The following is a 17,051-nucleotide window of genomic DNA, read 5'->3' on the forward strand; positions in this document are numbered from 1 at the left end:
ATCGAGCCGAAGTGACCTCATGCGGCCGAGACCCGCCGCATCGGCATCGCGGCGTCGCGCACGCCAGGTGCGTAGCGGCGCACCATCTTCGCGCAGAATTCGGCGAACTCTTCGGGCGCCTGTGGCGGGCTGGTGTGATGAGGCTGCAGGCCTCGGTGCTCGGGCGTGAAGCAGAAAGTGATGGTGACGTTGAAGTCTGCCAGGGCTTCCATCTGGCGATCGAACCAATCGAGGGCATTCGGTCTGAAACTGTCGGCCCAAGAGAGGCCGGTGCGCAGACTGGTGACGCCCAGCCGCTTCATCCAGGCAACGGCGTCGTCCAGTCGGTGGTCCTCGAAATGGAACCACTGGACGAGGCCCATTTCCGGAGTGTGCCGCACGAACTCTTCGAGCGCGGGCTTGGGCGAGCCATCCTCGCGCAGAAGACCCATGTAGAAATGACGGTAATAGGAGGAGCCTTCCACCTCGCGATGCCGTGTGGTCGCTCCCCAAGCGTGAGGCAAATCATAAAGGCTATACCATTGGACGCGGGGCGCGTTGCCAAGCAGAAGCTCCGCCGTCCGCCGCAGGCCCCAGACCTGGACCTCCTCGGCGCCGAAGCTCGACACGCCGACTTCGCTGATCCAAATCGGCAGATCGGTGACTTCGGCGATCTCGCCGAGCTTTTGCGGCCATTCGTGGATCTGCCAAAGGTTCCAGTCGAGCGGGAAGCCGTGCACGGCGACGGCGTCGACATGGTCGAGGACACCATATCCCTTGATCAGCGACATGAAGCCGGCATCGATCGGCGAAATGCCGCCAAGCACCCTGGTGATCGCCGGGTTTTCAAGCCCGATCGCGTCCGCCGCCATGATCGTCATGCCGGCGAAGCGGCTCCAGTCCGGATCGAGCTCTGGGTCCCAATGCGACTTGTTGTTGGGCTCGTTCCAGATCATGGCGGCTTCAATCATCATTTCGTCCTTTCGACGGGTAGACCGCACCTTCACCCGCCGGCTCATCGGACGCGCGGCAGAAGTAGACCTCGTCTTCCGGGTGAAGCAGGATCTGGAAGCCGGCGCTGCGCAGCATCGCCTCGATGCAGCCGCGGTTCGGGATCCACCAGTTGGTCGGATCGTCGGCGTAGCGGTGCTCGATGAAGTGCAGCTTCGGGAATTCGGTTCGATCGAACAGGTCGAGCGTCCAAAAATCGTAGTTCTGTTCGAGCGCGAGGATTTCGCTGCTCCCGCGTTGCATCGACTGGAAGATCATCAAGTCGCGCGCAACATGTTCGCGGATGAGGTCGAGCGCCAGCAACGGGTGGCGTAGATGGTAAACCACGCCCATGAAGAGCACGATGTCGAAGGTCTCGCCGAGAGCGCCCACGTCGTAGACCGATAATTGCTGGAATTCGATGTCGCACTCGCCGATTTCGGCGGCGAAACGCGCTTGCGTCAGATAGTCCACGTCGAAATCGATGCCGAGCACGCGATCGGCGCCTCGCTTCTTCATTTCAATGGAATAGAACCCGGCGTTGCAGCCGATATCGAGCACCGATTTGCCCGAGAGATCGGCCGGGATCGCATCCGCGAATTTCTGCCATTTCACCAGAGGATAGTTGCCGAGGAAATGGTCGGGAGCGGTCTCCACGCCCGCCAGTTGCATGTTGTGGAACCACGGTCCAAGCGCATCGATGCGGCGGCGAATTTCCGCGTCGGAATGCAGCATGGTCAGCCTCCTTCGCCTGGCAAGGATGGCACGTGCGAGCGGCTCGGCGGCACGAACATCGCTGTGCCATCGTCTTCCGAGGCGTCGTTGTTTTCAAGCAGCCGGAGCGCCGTGCGGTAGCCGTTGACGGTGCCGACATCGACATAAGCCGAGCCCGCCTTGATGCCCCAGGCTTCACCACCGGCAGCAAGGTAAGCATTGACCAGCGTTCCGAAATACTCGTCGCAGCCGTCCCGCTCGCGCCAAAGCGCCGCGAGCCGCTGAAAGATGCAGCCCGGCATCTTGAACGCGCCCCAGACCCAGTCCGTGGCTGCGTCCTGCTGCTTGACCTGGATCTGCTCGACGCGGCCGTCCTGATCGACGACCACGGCGTCGAAAAGCTCGGGACGGTCTACAGGAAACAGCAGGAATGACAGCCGGTCGTCCGGCAGATGGCAGAAGCCGTCCTCGGGGAACCAGATCGTGTCCGGCAGACCGATCAGGACAGTCTCTTCCGGCGCGACGAGAGGGGCGGCGCGGAAGATCGCGTCGCAAAGACCGACTGGAGAGGGCTGGGCCACGAAGATCGCGGCCGCGCTGTCATAGCCGGCGGCATAGTATTCGAGGATATCGGACTTACCCGATCCGATGATGAAGCAGATCCTGTCGACGCCGTTGCGCACCATTCGGCGCACCAGATACTCGCTGACCGCGCACGGACGCTCGGTTTGCCCGTCCATCCGGCTGCCAACCGGGAGCAGTTCCTTGGAAAAACCCAGTGGTTGAATGCGGCTGCCGCGCCCCGCCGCAGGCACGATACCCAACATCAGACTGTTTCCTTGATCGGTTCGCTTGCTGGCGCGGTGGCGGCTTCGACCAGAATCCGGTCCAGTTCCGCGGCGCGGCGCGCGGATGTGTGTTCGTCGAGGACGCGTTCGCGGGCTCGGCGGCGCAACGCCTCGAGCTCGCCGTCCGACAAACCGAGCGCGGCGACCACATCGTCGGTGGCATGTGCAAGCAGGATTTCGCTGCCGGGCTCGAAGAAGTCGTCCAGACCCGGCCAGTCGTCGGAAACGATGGCGGCGCCGCAGGCAGCCGCTTCGAACAGCCGGCCGGAGGGGCACCAGCCCTTGCGCGCCATGGCCTCGCGGGTGACATTCAGCGTGAGACGTGACGAGCAGAAGAAGGCCGGATGATCGGCAGGCGGCAAATGCCTGACGAAGAAGATGTTGTCGCTCCACGGAAACTCCTGCGGATATTGAGCGCCGCCAATGACGAAACGGCGATCCGGCAGCCGGACAGCGGGCGCGACGAGCAGCTTCTCGACGCCGGCCTGGCGATCCGCGGCATAAGTGCCGAGGTAGGACAGATCGCCGGCAAACTCGGCCCTGGGCTTTGCCGGCCGATGACGCTCCGGATCGACATGACCGTAGAGCGGCACGACGCGGCGCGCCCCCAGCATGGACTTGAGCGCACCGAGTGCCTCGCCGCCGGTGTAGCTCAGCACCAAATCGAAATCGCGAAGGCCTTCCGGACCGAAATAGGGAGGCTGCTCGCCCTGCTCGATGCGCGCGAGCGTCACCGCGGTATCAAGATCGTAGAACACCTTGAGCCCACGGCAACTCTCCTGCGCGAGGCGTGAGGCTTCAACAGCATCCGGGCAGTAGGAGGTGACGATGACCGCGTCAGCCTGCCGGACCGCGATTGCCGCAGCCTGGGCAATATCATCCCATCCCGGATAGAGCACCACGTGGCCGCCATCGAGATGGGTGAGATCCCTTGCGCCGGCATAGTAGGGCGTGTCGCGCTCAAAGAAGCTGATCGACCAGCCGAGTGGCGCCAGCGCGCGTATCAGCCCGCGCCAAAGCGTGGCATGTCCGTTTCCCCAGGAAGAGGTGACCGTGAGGCCGAAGATCACCATGCGCATCGGGCAGCTCCAGTCAGGCGATTTCGTTCAGGCGAATGAGCTTAGAGCCCCAGTCGCCATGGACGACGGTGGTGATCGAGGCAGGTTCGATGTCGAAGCGAAAACAGTCGCCGAGCTGAAGGCCAAGCACCTTGCACACCGCAGCCTTGATGACGTCCGCGTGACTGATCAGTGCAACGCATCGGTTTGGGGCCTGTTCGCGCAGCACGTCCATGAGGTCGACGATCCGCTGCTGGGCGTCCTGCATGGTCTCGCCGCTCGGTGTTCGGGCGCTCTGTCGCTGGTCGTTCCACATCCGCCAGGCGGCGTCATCGGCCAGCTCTTCGAATGTCTTGCCGGACCATGCGCCGAAATCGATCTCGTCCAATTCCTGGCAGATTCCGATCTGCTCGATATTGCAGGCGACAGCGATCGGTTTCGCGGTTTCCAAGGTGCGCTTGCGCGGGCTGCTGAAAATGGCCGCGAGCGTTTCCCTCGCCAGACGGCGGGCCAGACGCAGCGTCTGTGCCTGGCCGGTTTGGCCAAGATCGATATCCTGGCGGCCTGCCAGATAGCGGCCGACATTGTCATACGCAGCATGCCGCACGAGGAAAATAGTCGTTGTCATTCCGCGGCGTCGAGCATCGGCTCGCCCCTACCGGCTATGAAGGCGAGCGTGCGCAGGCGGGCTTCGGCATCGGTGAACTGCTCCGGCGGAGACTTCATGAAATAACTGCAAGGGCCGGTGAGCGCCCCAGCGATACCGCGATCAAGCGCCAGCTTGGCGCAGCGCACCGCGTCGATGACCACTCCGGCGGAGTTGGGCGAATCCCAGACTTCCAGCTTGAGCTCGGCATTCAGCGGGACGCCGCCGAAGGTCGTGCCTTCGACCCGGATATAGGCCCATTTGCGGTCGGTGAGCCAAGGCACATGATCGCTGGGTCCGACATGGATGTCGCCGGGCTCGAGCGGTACATCGATCTGGCTGGTGACCGACTGCGTCTTGGAGATTTTTTTCGATTCCAGCCGCTCACGCTCCAGCATGTTGAGGAAGTCCGTGTTGCCGCCGAAGTTGAGCTGGTAGGTGCGGTCGATGCGCACCCCGCGCTCCCGAAACAGATTGGCGAGCAGCCGGTGAACGATGGTAGCGCCGACCTGGCTCTTGATGTCGTCTCCGATCAGGGGCAGGCCGCGCTCTTCGAAGCGGCGGCGCCATTCCGGCCGCGAAGCGATGAAGACCGGTATGCAGTTGACGAAAGCGCACCCGGCCGCCAACGCGCATTCGGCATAATAGCGGGTTGCCGCATCCGAGCCGACCGGCAGATAGGACACCAGCACCTCGGCCCCGCTTTCCCGAAGGTCTGCGGTCACGTCGGCGACCGGCTCATTCGCTTCCTCGATTTCATCGCGCAGATATTTGCCGATGCCGTCGAGTGTAGGTCCGCGTTGCACGCGCACGCCGATCGGCGCCACATCGGCAAAACGGAAGGTGTTGTTCGGGGCGTTGTAGATTGCTTCGGCCACATCGCGCCCGACCTTGCTCTTGGCGACGTCGAAGGCGCAGACGACCTCGATGTCTTCGACATGGTAGCCGCCGAGATCGGCATGCATCAGCCCGGGGATCGGCTCGTTGCTTTTTGCCTGACGATAATAGGTGAGGCCTTGCACCAGGGAGGATGCGCAATTGCCGACACCGACGATGCCGATGCGAACCTTTTTCGATGTCACGAAACCGCCGCCTCTGTTGTTGGAGGTAAGTTCCTCGCGCCGAACTGTGACCGGTCGGGAATGTTCCTTGAGAGGTGGAAAAATCGCGGATGCGGTCGACGTTCAAGACTCCCGTTGCCGGGTTGTCTCCGAACGGCCAGCGCAGGACGCGACGTTCGGAGTGCGGCTAATGGAATCTCGCCCGCTCGGCCTCAAATCCGGCCCATGAGCGCCATGATCACCAGGATGACAAGTATGACGCCGAGCACGCCCGAAGGCCCATAGCCCCAGCCCGACGAATACGGCCAGGCCGGGATCGCGCCGATCAGCAACAAGATCAGGATAATAATGAGGATTGTGCCGAGACTCATATCGGGTCCCCTTCATTGGCGAGGTGGACGTTCGGACCTCAGACTGCGGGGCTCATATGCTATTTGTTCGTCATTCGTCTGAGGCGCTGGGGGCTCAGTCCAGCCTGCGCAGCATGTCAGCTTCCCGCTCGAGGATGGTTGCGACTTCTTCGCGTTGAAGATGCGTCATCATCAGGCTGACGCAACATTCGAGGTAGGTGATGGAGGATCGTCGCAGGAAGGCGGCGGTTTCCGCGGCCGCCATCTGCTCGATGTCCTTGGCTGATCGCTTCGACTGCACGACTGCGTTCTCCGTGCCGGTTATCGGGCCCAACCAGAATCTCGGTCGGATGTTCCGCTTCGGTGAAAAGAACGCCGGACGCATCGGGATCCTGCGCGCCGCCGGTTTCAAATCCGTCTGCTCCGGGCCTGTTGGTCGCGGCGGCGGGCGACACGGTCGCGCTGCCTTCGAGTTCTGCGAAGTAAACGACCGTTTGCAGCAGGCCCTGCCGGAGAGGTACCTTGGGGGCCCATCCGAGAAGCTCCTTCGCACGGGCTATATCGGGGCGTCGCCGGCGAGGATCGTCTTCCGGCAAAGGCAGGAATTTCACGGGCGACCTGGTGCCGGTCAGTTCCCTCACCAGGCCGGCCAATTCGAGGACGGTGAATTCCCCGGGGTTGCCAAGATTGATCGGCTGGCGCGGATTGGGCTCGATGTCCATCAGCCGCAACAGGCCTTCAACCAGGTCGGTGACGTAGCAGAAGGATCGCGTCTGCCGGCCATCGCCGAATATCGTCATCGGCCGCTTTTCAAGTGCCTGCATGACCAGATTCGAGACGATGCGACCGTCGGCGGGGTCCATCCTTGGGCCATAAGTGTTGAAGATGCGGGCGACACGCACGTCGGCCCGATCGGCCCGAAGGTAGTCGAAGCAAAGCGTCTCCGCGGTGCGCTTGCCTTCGTCGTAGCAGGCGCGCGGGCCGATGCAGTTCACATGGCCGAGATAGTCCTCGCGCTGCGGATGCTGCTCGGGATCACCATACACTTCGCTGGTCGATGCTTGCAGGAACCGTGCACCGTCGCGAAGGGCAAGCTCGAGCAGATTGAGCGACCCGACCACGCAAGTGCGCGTGGTGTGAACTGGATCGGCCTGGTAGCGGGGCGGTGACGCCGCGCATGCCAGATTGAAGACACGGTCGACCGGTTCACCCAGTTCCAGCGGGCTGCAGATATCCTGCTCGATCAGCCGGAAGCGCGATTGGCCGATAAGCGGCGTGATGTTCTCCATTCGGCCGGTGAGAAAGTTGTCGACGCAGATCACGCGATAGCCGATGCCAAACAGGGCCTCGCATAGGTGCGAACCGAGGAAACCGGCACCGCCAGCGACAAGCGCCGTCCGTGTCTGTTGGGCCTTTCTTGAACGCCGCATCTGTGTGTTCTCCTGTCTGCCTGTCATGCTGCACTTTCGACATCCAGATCGAGCACCGGACGTGTCTGCCTTGCCTGCGCCAGCATCGACGTGAACTCTCGTGCCCGAGCAACTCCGGTGTGTCTTTCCAGGACCAGCGAATGGGCCTGCCTGGCCATGGTGAGCCTGGCGCGGTCCGGCTGTCCCAGAAGAATTCCCGTCACATCATCTGCGCTGCCGGCCGTCTGTATCGCCGTAGCCGGAAAGAAACTGTCGAGGCCGGGCCAGCGATCGCTGATGATCGGCGTCCCGCACGCCGCAGCTTCGAAAAGCCGGACGCTGGGCGACCATCCGGCTTCGACCATCGAAGTGCGTGTCACATTCAGCGTGTAGCGCTGCCGGCTATAAAATCCGGCATGCTCGGCCGGCGGCAGGTGCTCGATCCGCTCGACATTGTCGGGCCAGTCGATATCGTGCGGGTATTGCGAGCCCGCGACCACGAAGCGTCGATCCGGCAGTCGACGCGCAGGCTCGAGCAGAAGCGTTTCCAGGGTCTGCTGCCGATCCGGACTGTAGGTGCCGAGATAGCCTAGATCCCATTTGATCACATTTCGGTTTCGATGGTGCCGCTCGGGGTCGACGGAGCAATAGAGCGGTTCGGCCCGACGCGCGCCGAATTCGAGCTCCAGGCGATGGAGGGTCGGTCCGCCCGTGAAGGAGAAATAAAGGTTGAAATAGGGAACCTGCCGGCGGGCGAGATAGTCGCAGTCATCCTCGGCAACCCTGGCCAGCGTCACCGGCGTGTCGATGTCGTAGAAGCAGAATAGCCCGGTGCACAGCGACGCGAGGTCGTCGATGACCGCCCTGCCTTCAGGCACGAACGAGCCGATGACCACAACATCGGCTTGCTGAAGGTCTCGTTCATGGCTGCGACGAAGCTCCTGGACGGTGTCGTAATAGCGCAAGTCGCAATAATCGGGGTCGCGCAGGTCGCGGTGGTGCGCGTACCAGGGCACGTCGCGTTCGAAGAAGGTGACGCGATGGCCGAGCTCGTCGAGGCCCCGCAGCAGCCCCCGAAACGTCGTGGCATGGCCATTGCCCCAGGAGGAGGACAGAGAAAGACCCAGGAACACGATGTCGAGTGCCTTCGTCATTCTGCGGCCTCCACGGTCTCGCGCTCGAAATGCGCCTTGAAGATTGCGTCAACCCGTTCAGCCCTCAGTGTGTAGGTGTGCTCGGCCAGAACACGCCGAAGCGCTGCCGCCCCGATCGCCTTTGCGCGCCCTGGTGTGAGCGTGCACATGATCTCGACAACATCGGCGCCGTCCCGCGCCACCAGGATTTCCTCGCCAGGCGTAAGGAACAGCTCGATACCGGCCCAGGCGTCCGTGATGAGGCATGCACCGGCGCCGGCCGCCTCGAACACCCGCGTTGCCGGCGAAAAGCCGTTGCTGGCCATGCTGTCGCGGCTGATGTTCAGCACCGCCTTCGGCGTGACATTGAAGGCGTTGTGGTCTCGAGTGCCGACATGGCCGAGCCAGGAGACATTCTCCGGCATCGCCTTGTCGCCCCAGCCTGATCCGCCGAGCAGGAACTTCTGGTCCTCCAGCGCACCGGCCGGCTCGAGAAAGAAGCCTTCCACGCGCGCCTCGCGATCCGGCAGGCGATTGCCGAGAAAGGCGAGATCGCAGGCGAAGCGGGGATCTCGGGCGACGGGGAAATGCGTCTCAGGATCGAGCGCGTTGTAGATCGGCACACATTCGGCGGCGCCAAGCGCCCTATAGTCCCACACGACGGGATCTCCGCCGCCATAGGTCAGCACGAGGGAGATCCTTTTGAGCTCCTCGTGGAGAGGATGGGCGGCATCGTTCCGCAACTCGCTGAGCGTCGCCGGGGCGTCGACGTCCCAGAACACCGCCAGCGCGTCATTGCGGGCGTGGTCGAGCACGGCGCGCAACAGCGCTTCATCTTCGAAGCCCACACCGCTTGCCTTGACGACGATGTCGGCCTGCGCGGCGCAGCAAGCGACCTGCATCAGCGCATCCGGCGTCGCCTCGTAGACGACGACGTCGCACCAGTCGGGAACCTCGATGTCGCGGTACTTCTGCCGGTCAAAGGCGTCCGGCTCGTAGAAGACGATGTCGTAACCGCGCCGGGAAAGTGCCTTCAGCAGGCCGCGATAATAGGTGGCGGCGCCGTTCCAATAGGACGACAGCAGGCTGGATCCGTAAAAGGCGATCTTCATGCGGCGGCCTCCCTTGTTGGCACCCCGTCAACCGCATGGCGATTGCCGCATGCGGCGAGTATGTCGAACAATTCGTCGGCGCGGCGCCGGCATGTGTGCCGTGCCAGGATGGTTTCCAGCCCGGCTGCCGCCAGAGCCTTCGCAAGCCCGGTGTCGTGCAGCACGTCGCGCAGGTGCTGGCGCATCTCGGAGCCGTCGCGGGCAAACAGAAAGTCCTTGCCGGGACGGAACAGCTCTTCCACGTCCGACCATGGCGCAGAGACGAGGGGAATGCCGCAGGCCAATGCCTCGAACATGCGGATCGTGGGAATGCCCGGCAGATGGTCCCGATAGGGTCGGCGCGGGATGTGCACCGTCACTCGATGCCGCGCGAACGCTTTCGGGACGTCGGCATTTGCGATCCAGCCCTCGTGGCGCAAGCCGGCGTCGGCGAGCGCGGCCCGCGCCTGCGCTGGGTAGCGCACCCCGTGAACGGTTCCCGACAGGCCAAGCTCGCGTGCCGGCGCGACGAGGAACTCGTGGATTTCGGCGCTGCGTTCGTCGTCGCCCCAGTTGCCGACCCAGACCAGATCCGATACGGCGTCGACTTCGGGAGAGGGTTTGAACAATCGTTCGTCCGCTGCTTCATGCCAGGTGAAAGCCCGTCGGCCCCAGCCGGCGCGAAGGTAGCTCTCCCGCAACGCCTCGCCGAAGACCAAGACGCCGTCATAGTGCTCCAGGTTCAGTGCCGAGATCGACTGCGTCGCCGACACGGCGCGGTGATGCGTGTCGTGAAACAGCAGCGTGAACTTGCCGCCGTTGAGCTTGGCCCGCCCGATCCGCGCCACAAGATCTGGATCGGTCCACTCATGGACGATCACCACATCCGCCTTCGCAATCCAGGCCTCGTGATCGAAGGACGCATCGTAGGTCACCGGCATGAGCTCGGGAAAATCCTTCCGGAAGCGCTCGACGGCAAAGGGGCCTTGCTCGGCCAGAAGGTTCGAACGACTCCAACCGTCCGCGGGTTCGAGCGCGAGGGCGTGGTGTCCGTTCGCAACAAGCTCGCGCATGATGCCGCGCTGGAAATGCGCATTGCCATGGTTCCAATCGGAAACGACGGAATGGGTGTAGAATACAAAATGCATGCTCAGCGCCCTGCGACGGCCATCGCCGCGCGATCGTAGATTTCACTCATCGCGACCGCCTGCGCCTGCGGCGAAAATTTGCGCGCGCGACGGACGGCGCGCCGGCCGAGCCGGCGTCGCAAATTTTCGTCGCGGGAGAGGTGAGCTATGCATCCGGCAAGCGCATGCGGATCGCGCGTGTCGAAGAACATAGCCGCGTCGTCCCAGAGCTCGCGATAGGTCGCAATGTCGGCGAGGACCAGCGGCGCGCCCGAGAGCGCGGCTTCCAGAGCGGCAAGCCCGAAGGGCTCGTAGATCGATGGCGAAACGAAAATGCCGGCACGCGCCATCCGCTGACGCACTTCGGCATGGCCGATCGAGCCGAGCGCGACGCAATGATCGAGCCGCGCTATCTGCCCGTCCGGCCCGCCGAGGGGGCCGGCGGCTTGGACCGGCCATTCCGTCATGGCAGCCGCGGCATCCAGCACAGCCGCGTTCTTTCCTTCATCCCACCAGCGGGCGGCGGCCAGGACGAAAGGCTCGCGGCGCGAGGCGACCGGGCCGGGAAGAGCACTGTTGTGGACGACACTTAGCCGCGCGACCGGCCCGTAGCAGGCCTCAAGCATGTCGGCGTGGCTTCGGCTGGGTGCCACCACAATATCGGCGCGATTGAAACCGGCCCAGTTGCGGTCCTTCTGCCAGGCCCAGCCGTCGGTCGGCACCTGACCGCGCACGGCATGCAGCCACGTCACGACGCAGGAGTGCGAGACCGTGAGAATGGGGCAGGGCAGATCGACCTCGGCCGCCTGGGCCGGAGCGTTAAGATGAACGAGGTCCGCGGCACAGGTCGTTGCAAGCTCGCGAAGCTCGCCGGGCAGGCCGTCGAGATCGCTCTCGTTGCGCGTCATCCAGTCCGGAGGGGTCTCGAGCCAGGCGAGCGTCGCGAAGGACTGCGCTTCTTGTGCCTGCTCCCGAGAAGGCCGAGGCCCTAGCCCGGCCAGCACGACGCTGTCCCCTCGGGCGGTGAGCTCGCGCGCCAGGTCGAGCGAATATCGCCAGACGCCACCGACGGAGTCGGTGGTCATCAGGATGCGCCGCGGGCGATGGATCAATGATTGCAGCATGAGGACTCCAATTCGGCCAGCGCGCGCGGGCGCTGGTCCTGGATGTCGCTGAACGTCCGGAACGAAGCCAGATAGTGCTCATGCGCGCGCTCCCAGGCGAAATCGTCGGGCTCGCCCCACAGCTCGCGGTAGCTTGGCGAGCTCGGATAGGGATAGAGCGGCACCGGCTCGTTGGCCCAGACACCGTTGTCGATGAGGTGCTTGCGCCAATACTCCACCAGGGCCGGATCGTCCTCGACCACGCCGATCAGATTGGCCTGGACGAAAGGAACATGGCGGCGGGCATCGACCAGCAGCGCGGCCAGTTCCTCGGTGCCCAGCCGACAGCGCTTGGCCAGCATTTCGCGGCCTTCGACGGTCAGGCTTTCCAGGCCAGCTTCGATCGAGACGCAGCCGGCCCCGCCCAACAATTCCAGCAACTCCGGTTTCCAGAGGTCGATGCGCGTCTGAACGCCAAATTGGATATCGCGGTCGACAAGGGCCTCGAGCAGCGCCTTCTGGGGCAGGAAAATCTCGTCGATGAAGTAGATGTAGCCGACGCCCTGGGCGATCAGACCGTCGATCTCGGCGACGACCGCGTCGTGGTTCCTGCGGCGGTAGGCGTCGCGAAAATCGATCTTGGCGCAGAAGCTGCAATTATAGGGGCAACCCCGCGAAGCTTCCACCTCGGCACCGGCGCCCTTCTGGTCCGCGTCGAACCGATGATGGTGGTGCGAATGGGCCGCAATCCAATCGGACGGCCAATGAAGTGCCGGGTGGTCGACGAAGCGGCTGACGCTCACGCCACCGTTGCAGGCCAGCACGCCGCTCTCGAGCCGCGCCGTGTGAGGGACGGCGCTCCATTCGCCGCGCCCGGCAAGCTCCGCCACCACCTCCTCGCATTCGCCGCGCACGACGACATCGACGCCAAGCTTGCGCAGGGTAGGGGCCGGCGTCGCCGAGCCATGCGGCCCGACGGCGGCGGTGCGCCCGCCGCGCCCGGCGAGATGCTTCAGGAATTCTGCCGGCACCCGCAGCTCCGGCGGCGCGCAGCGCCAGAACAGATAGGTCGGCGCGGTGGTCACGACGGTCATTTCCGGCCCGTACGCCGCCACGCGCTCGGCAAGTTCCGCGTTGTCGAGATTCTGCAACTGTCCGTCCAGCATCAGCACGCTGTGGCCGTCGGTCTCCAGCAGGGCTTTGCAGTAGCCAAGCTCCAGGGGCAGATGCGGCTGGCGGCAGCCGAAATAGATGCTGTGTTCATATGTCCAACGCGGGTTGACCAGTGCAACTTTCATGCGACGTACCTCGCCACTTCAGCGTGCGGCTGGAGACGGTGCCGCAACAGCCAGCCGGCAAGGTCGCTGATGCCTTCGCGCCACGGGACATGCGCGCGCCAGCCAAGCGCGGCCTCTATCTTGCGGGTATCGGCGATGAAGAAGGGCTGGTCGCCGGTGCGTTCGAGATCCTGCCGGAGCACGATGTCGCGGCCGGTCATGATGGCGATCTCCGACAGGAGCGAGCGCAGGCTGACGGCATTCCGCGGTCCGCCGCCAAGATTGAACGCCTGTCCCTTGAGGTTTTCGATCCTGGCCAGCACTCCGCGATAGGCGGCAACCGCGTCGGACACATGCAGGATGTCGCGCACCTGCTTGCCGTCGCCATAGATGGTGATGGGCCGGCCGCTGAGCGCGCTGAGGAGGAAATGCGCGACCCAGCCCTGGTCCTCGGTGCCGAACTGGCGCGGTCCATAGATGCAGCTCATGCGCAGCACCGCCGTCGGCAGACCATAGGACTTAGCATAATCAAGGACATACTGGTCCGCAGCGCCCTTGGAACAGCCATAGGGCGTGCAGAAACGGAGGCCGATCGTCTCGTCCACGCCATTGGCGCGGATGGCTTCGTCGCAAGGCTCGTAACGATCGTCCGTTTCCCGCACCGCGAGCTGGGGCAAGCTGCCGTAGACCTTGTTAGTGCTGGCGAAGATTACCGGGGCGCTCACCTGGCGCGCCGCCTCAAGCACGTTGAAGGTGCCTTTGAGATTGATGTCGAGGTCCTCCGCGGGATCGATCAGGCTCGTGGTCACAGCGGTCTGGGCGGCCAGATGGAAGATCGCTCTTGCTGGCGTCAGCACGGAGGCCAGTTTGGCTTGGTCGCGCACGTCCACGGTTTCAACCCTGAGATGGCTGCCGTGCTTTTGCGCCAGCCATTCGAGGTTCTGCTCGACGCCGGCTCGGCTGAGATTGTCGATGACCAGAACTGGCTCGCCATCCGACAACAGGCTGTCGGCGAGGTTTGAGCCTATGAAGCCGCTGCCGCCGATGACGGCCACCGGCGCTTTGCCGAGGCCGCGATGCCGCTCGCTCATGACACCAGCCCCCGCTCTTCAAGCTCGCGCTTCATGTCGGCGCCTCGGTCGATGACGACGGTGTTGCGAACCCAGGCCGCGAATTCACCGAGGGAGTTCTCAAGCCGATGGCTCGGCTCGAAGCCAAGCAGCTCGCGCGCCTTGGCAATGTCGGCAAAGCAGTTGCGGATGTCGCCGGAGCGCGCCTTGCCGAGGATTTCGGGCGGCCGCTTCGGAACGCCCATCGCTTCTGCAAGCAATCGAGCGACCTCGCTGATGGTGTAGGACCGTCCGCTGCCGATATTGATCGCGTGGCCGGCTGCCTGGCGTTGCTCCAGCGCCAGGCGGAAAGCGCGGGCGACATCGCGCACATGGACGAAGTCGCGCTTTTGCTCGCCGTCCTCGAAGATCATCGGCCGCTTGCCGTTGGCGAGCCGCGAAGCGAAGTTGGCAAGCACGCCGGTGTAGGGATTTGCGAGCGCTTGACCGGCGCCGAAGACGTTGAACAGGCGCAATGCCACCGCATCCACGTCATAAGCCTGACCGAAGATCAGCACCGCGCGTTCCTGCGCATATTTGGTCAACGCGTAGATCGAAGCGAGGTCAGGACGTTTCTCCTCGTCGGTCGGAATCGGCGACAGCGCTTCGCCGGCAGCCGACAGCGGGTCCCATTGGCCGATCCTGATGTCGCTTGGCTTGCGATGGGCAGCGTCGATACGCCGTCCGTCTGGTGTCTTGTAGAGGCCTTCGCCGTAGATGCTCATCGACGATGCGACGACAATGCGTTCGACTGGTTTCTTGGTCAACGCCTCGAGCAGGGTCGCGGTGCCGAGATCGTTGGTGCCGACATATCGGGCGATCTCGTACATGGATTGGCCGACGCCGACCTCGGCAGCGAGGTGGATGACGGTGTCGACATCCGCTACCGCGTCGGCGACCGCGTCTCGATCACGTACATCTCCCCGTATCAGCTCGGCGCCAGCTGGAATGCTGACGGCTTCATTGCCGTGCACTTGGTCCAGGAGTGCATCCAGGACACGGACCTCGTAGCCATGCTCGATGAGTTCCTGGGCGACATGCCGGCCAATGAAACCGCAGCCTCCCGTAACCAGGACACGTTTCACGAGAACTCCTTGCCGAGTTAGCGTTGGGGCCGATTTGGCGTTGGGGCCGATTTAGCGTTGGGCTCCCGAACTGCGGGACAAAAGGTTTGTTCCCTGCTTCATCAAAGTTCCCTCCGTGGCGAAGCTGTCGGCGGGTCGCCCGCATGCCTGGGAACATTGCCCTTTGCGCGCTGTTAGGGCCGCTCACCGACGTGCGGCGAGAAAGGGAATGCCATGTCTGAAGCGAAGACGACCACCAATCACGACGAAATTCGCAAATGGGTTGAGGAGAGGGACGGCCATCCCGCCGTGGTTCGCACCAAGGGCGAGGGCGGCATCCTGCGCATCGACTTCGGCGAGCCGGAGGAAGCGCTCGAACCGATCGAGTGGGATGAGTTCTTCCGGATCTTCGACGAGAACGACCTTGCCTTCCTCCATCAGGACAAGGCCGGGACCGGAGGAAAGAGCCGCTTCAACAAATTTGTCGAGCGGAGCGGGAATGGTTGACGCAGGCGGCGGCAGGTAACCAGCAGCGAACGCACGCAAGCGGCCCGACGGGGCGCAGGCTGCCGCGCCGCCCCCGGTTCCCTCAATCCAATGGCTTGTCGGTTGGGCGCGGGGTAGTACCGGCCTCGCGCTTGCGACCGGCATTGCGATTGGCAACCTTGCTGTCGAGCGGTGATGTCGACTGTTCCTCGGCGGCGCCGGCTGTTTTGGGAACTGCCGGTCTCGCGCCGGCGTCGCTATCCATGGCATCGCGGTCAGGACGCGGAAGGCCTTCGGCGTTCGGTGACCTGGTGGCCGGCCGAGATGTGTTTTTCAGTTGAGCCATTTGATACCTCCTTACCTGATCGCAACGACAGGGCGCCCGGGCGAGTTCCGGGCAAAGACGTGGTCACCCGTGTGGGCGCATCACGACCTTGATGCAGCCGTCCTGCTTGTCGCGAAACTTCCTGTAGAGGTCGGGTCCGGCCTCGAGCCCGGCGCGGTGGGTGATCACGAAGGACGGGTCGATGTCGCCGCTTTGGACCTTGTGCAGGAGAGGCTCGAGATAGCGTTGCGTGTGGGTTTGTCCCATGCGGAACGTCAGCCCCTTGTTCATCGCCGCGCCGAACGGGATGTGGTCGACAAGGCCGATATAGACGCCGGGCACCGAAATGGTGCCTCCCTTGCGACAGCAATAGATCGCCTCGCGCAGCACATGCGGCCGGTCGGTGCCAAGATAGACACTCGCCTTGACCTTATCGAGCATGGAATCCGGGGTGGCGCTGGCATCGGCTTCGGTGCCGACACAGTCGATGCAACTGTCCGGGCCGCGGCCGTTGGTCATGGCCATCAGGGCATCGTAAATATTCAAGTTGCTGAAATCGAGGGTCTCGGCCTTGCCGTGGTCGCGCGCCATAGCAAGCCGCTCCGGCACCTTGTCGATGGCGATCACGCGACCGGCGCCAAGCATCCAGGCGCTCTGGATCGCGAACTGGCCGACCGGCCCGCAGCCCCAGATGGCGACGGTGTCGCCCTCCCGGATGCCGGCGTTCTCCGCCGCCATATGGCCGGTCGGGAAGATGTCGGAGAGGAACAGGACCTGTTCGTCGTCCATGCCGTCCGGCACCTTGATCGGGCCGACATCGGCAAAAGGCACGCGCAAATACTCGGCTTGCCCGCCCCAATAGCCACCGACCAGATGCGAATAGCCGAACAGGCCCGCGGGCGACTGGCCCATGACCTTGGCGGCCTGGTCGGCGTTGGGGTTCGACCGGTCGCAGAGTGAAAACAGGCCGTTCTGGCAAAACCAGCATTCGCCGCATGAGATATTGAAGGGAACGACGACGCGATCGCCCTTCCTGAACTTGCTGTGTCCACGGCCGACCTCCACCACTTCGCCCATGGTCTCATGGCCCAGCACGTCGCCCGATTTCATCGTCGGCATATAGCCGTCCATCAGATGCAGGTCCGAACCGCAAATGGCGCAGCAGGTAACCCTGATGATGATGTCGCGGTCGTCCTCGATCGCGGGATCAGCGACCGCGTCGCACCGGATATCGCCCTTGCCGTGCCATGTCAGCGCTTTCATCGTGCCGTTCCTGTCGAT

General features: G+C 63.7%; 17 protein-coding genes and 1 pseudogene. 1 reads left to right on the top strand and 17 read right to left on the bottom strand.

The features are described from left to right. Positions 1 to 17: 17 nt before the first annotated feature. The 15 genes and pseudogenes from CK224_RS27290 to CK224_RS27360 form a co-directional block, all read right to left on the bottom strand. A complete protein-coding gene (locus CK224_RS27290; RefSeq protein ID WP_095783964.1) occupies positions 18 to 950 on the bottom strand; it encodes a beta-xylosidase in 933 nt (310 codons plus the stop codon). Continuing rightward, positions 943 to 1,704 (bottom strand): TIGR04290 family methyltransferase, encoded by a 762-nt coding sequence (locus CK224_RS27295; protein WP_095783930.1) that lies wholly within the window; start codon positions 1,702 to 1,704, stop codon positions 943 to 945. Before CK224_RS27295 ends, CK224_RS27290 begins: the two co-directional genes overlap by 8 nt. A gap of 2 nt (positions 1,705 to 1,706) precedes the next feature. Further along, complete coding sequence (locus CK224_RS27300; protein ID WP_095783931.1) at positions 1,707 to 2,510, bottom strand: sugar phosphate nucleotidyltransferase; 804 nt, start codon at positions 2,508 to 2,510, stop codon at positions 1,707 to 1,709. Beyond that, positions 2,510 to 3,610 carry a glycosyltransferase gene (locus CK224_RS27305; protein ID WP_095783932.1) on the bottom strand — a complete coding sequence of 367 codons (1,101 nt, stop codon included), beginning with the start codon at positions 3,608 to 3,610 and terminating at the stop codon, positions 2,510 to 2,512. The genes CK224_RS27300 and CK224_RS27305 overlap by 1 nt, the downstream gene beginning before the upstream one ends. Positions 3,611 to 3,623: 13 nt before the next feature. Further along, positions 3,624 to 4,217 carry a histidine phosphatase family protein gene (locus tag CK224_RS27310; protein WP_095783933.1) on the bottom strand — a complete coding sequence of 198 codons (594 nt, stop codon included), beginning with the start codon at positions 4,215 to 4,217 and terminating at the stop codon, positions 3,624 to 3,626. Continuing rightward, a complete protein-coding gene (locus CK224_RS27315; RefSeq protein ID WP_095783934.1) occupies positions 4,214 to 5,317 on the bottom strand; it encodes an inositol-3-phosphate synthase in 1,104 nt (367 codons plus the stop codon). The genes CK224_RS27310 and CK224_RS27315 overlap by 4 nt, the downstream gene beginning before the upstream one ends. A gap of 191 nt (positions 5,318 to 5,508) precedes the next feature. After that, positions 5,509 to 5,667 carry a DUF3309 domain-containing protein gene (locus tag CK224_RS27320; protein ID WP_066991972.1) on the bottom strand — a complete coding sequence of 53 codons (159 nt, stop codon included), beginning with the start codon at positions 5,665 to 5,667 and terminating at the stop codon, positions 5,509 to 5,511. Between the two features lie 452 nt (positions 5,668 to 6,119). Next, positions 6,120 to 7,076 (bottom strand): annotated as a pseudogene (locus tag CK224_RS27325) (UDP-glucuronic acid decarboxylase family protein); the annotation flags it as partial. Positions 7,077 to 7,099: 23 nt separating this feature from the next. Next, the gene (locus CK224_RS27330; RefSeq protein WP_095783936.1) at positions 7,100 to 8,209 is read right to left on the bottom strand and encodes a glycosyltransferase; all 1,110 of its coding nucleotides are present in this window, start codon (positions 8,207 to 8,209) and stop codon (positions 7,100 to 7,102) included. Beyond that, positions 8,206 to 9,300, bottom strand: a complete 1,095-nt coding sequence (locus CK224_RS27335) for a glycosyltransferase (protein ID WP_095783937.1) — start codon at positions 9,298 to 9,300, stop codon at positions 8,206 to 8,208. Before CK224_RS27335 ends, CK224_RS27330 begins: the two co-directional genes overlap by 4 nt. Next, positions 9,297 to 10,427, bottom strand: coding sequence for a glycosyltransferase (locus CK224_RS27340; RefSeq protein ID WP_095783938.1), 1,131 nt, complete (start codon positions 10,425 to 10,427; stop codon positions 9,297 to 9,299). Before CK224_RS27340 ends, CK224_RS27335 begins: the two co-directional genes overlap by 4 nt. Positions 10,428 to 10,429: 2 nt before the next feature. After that, on the bottom strand, positions 10,430 to 11,530 hold the full coding sequence (locus CK224_RS27345; RefSeq protein WP_095783939.1) for a glycosyltransferase family 4 protein: 1,101 nt from the start codon (positions 11,528 to 11,530) through the stop codon (positions 10,430 to 10,432). After that, positions 11,515 to 12,807, bottom strand: coding sequence for a TIGR04295 family B12-binding domain-containing radical SAM protein (locus tag CK224_RS27350; protein ID WP_095783940.1), 1,293 nt, complete (start codon positions 12,805 to 12,807; stop codon positions 11,515 to 11,517). The genes CK224_RS27345 and CK224_RS27350 overlap by 16 nt, the downstream gene beginning before the upstream one ends. Beyond that, a complete protein-coding gene (locus CK224_RS27355; RefSeq protein ID WP_095783941.1) occupies positions 12,804 to 13,877 on the bottom strand; it encodes an NAD-dependent epimerase/dehydratase family protein in 1,074 nt (357 codons plus the stop codon). Before CK224_RS27355 ends, CK224_RS27350 begins: the two co-directional genes overlap by 4 nt. Then, positions 13,874 to 14,980 carry an SDR family NAD(P)-dependent oxidoreductase gene (locus CK224_RS27360; RefSeq protein ID WP_095783942.1) on the bottom strand — a complete coding sequence of 369 codons (1,107 nt, stop codon included), beginning with the start codon at positions 14,978 to 14,980 and terminating at the stop codon, positions 13,874 to 13,876. Before CK224_RS27360 ends, CK224_RS27355 begins: the two co-directional genes overlap by 4 nt. Positions 14,981 to 15,193: 213 nt before the next feature. On the opposite strand from CK224_RS27360, the gene CK224_RS27365 reads away from it, so the two are divergent. Continuing rightward, on the top strand, positions 15,194 to 15,466 hold the full coding sequence (locus CK224_RS27365; RefSeq protein WP_066991996.1) for a hypothetical protein: 273 nt from the start codon (positions 15,194 to 15,196) through the stop codon (positions 15,464 to 15,466). A gap of 82 nt (positions 15,467 to 15,548) precedes the next feature. Here the strand turns inward: CK224_RS27365 and CK224_RS31035 are convergent, their stop codons facing one another. Both CK224_RS31035 and CK224_RS27370 read right to left on the bottom strand, forming a co-directional pair. Continuing rightward, on the bottom strand, positions 15,549 to 15,791 hold the full coding sequence (locus CK224_RS31035) for a hypothetical protein (RefSeq protein WP_127242060.1): 243 nt from the start codon (positions 15,789 to 15,791) through the stop codon (positions 15,549 to 15,551). A gap of 63 nt (positions 15,792 to 15,854) precedes the next feature. Beyond that, positions 15,855 to 17,033 (bottom strand): zinc-dependent alcohol dehydrogenase, encoded by a 1,179-nt coding sequence (locus tag CK224_RS27370; RefSeq protein WP_095783965.1) that lies wholly within the window; start codon positions 17,031 to 17,033, stop codon positions 15,855 to 15,857. Between the last annotated feature and the right edge of the window lie 18 nt (positions 17,034 to 17,051).

Origin of the sequence: Mesorhizobium sp. WSM3862, assembly GCF_002294985.1 — a bacterium.
Lineage (GTDB): Bacteria > Pseudomonadota > Alphaproteobacteria > Rhizobiales > Rhizobiaceae > Mesorhizobium.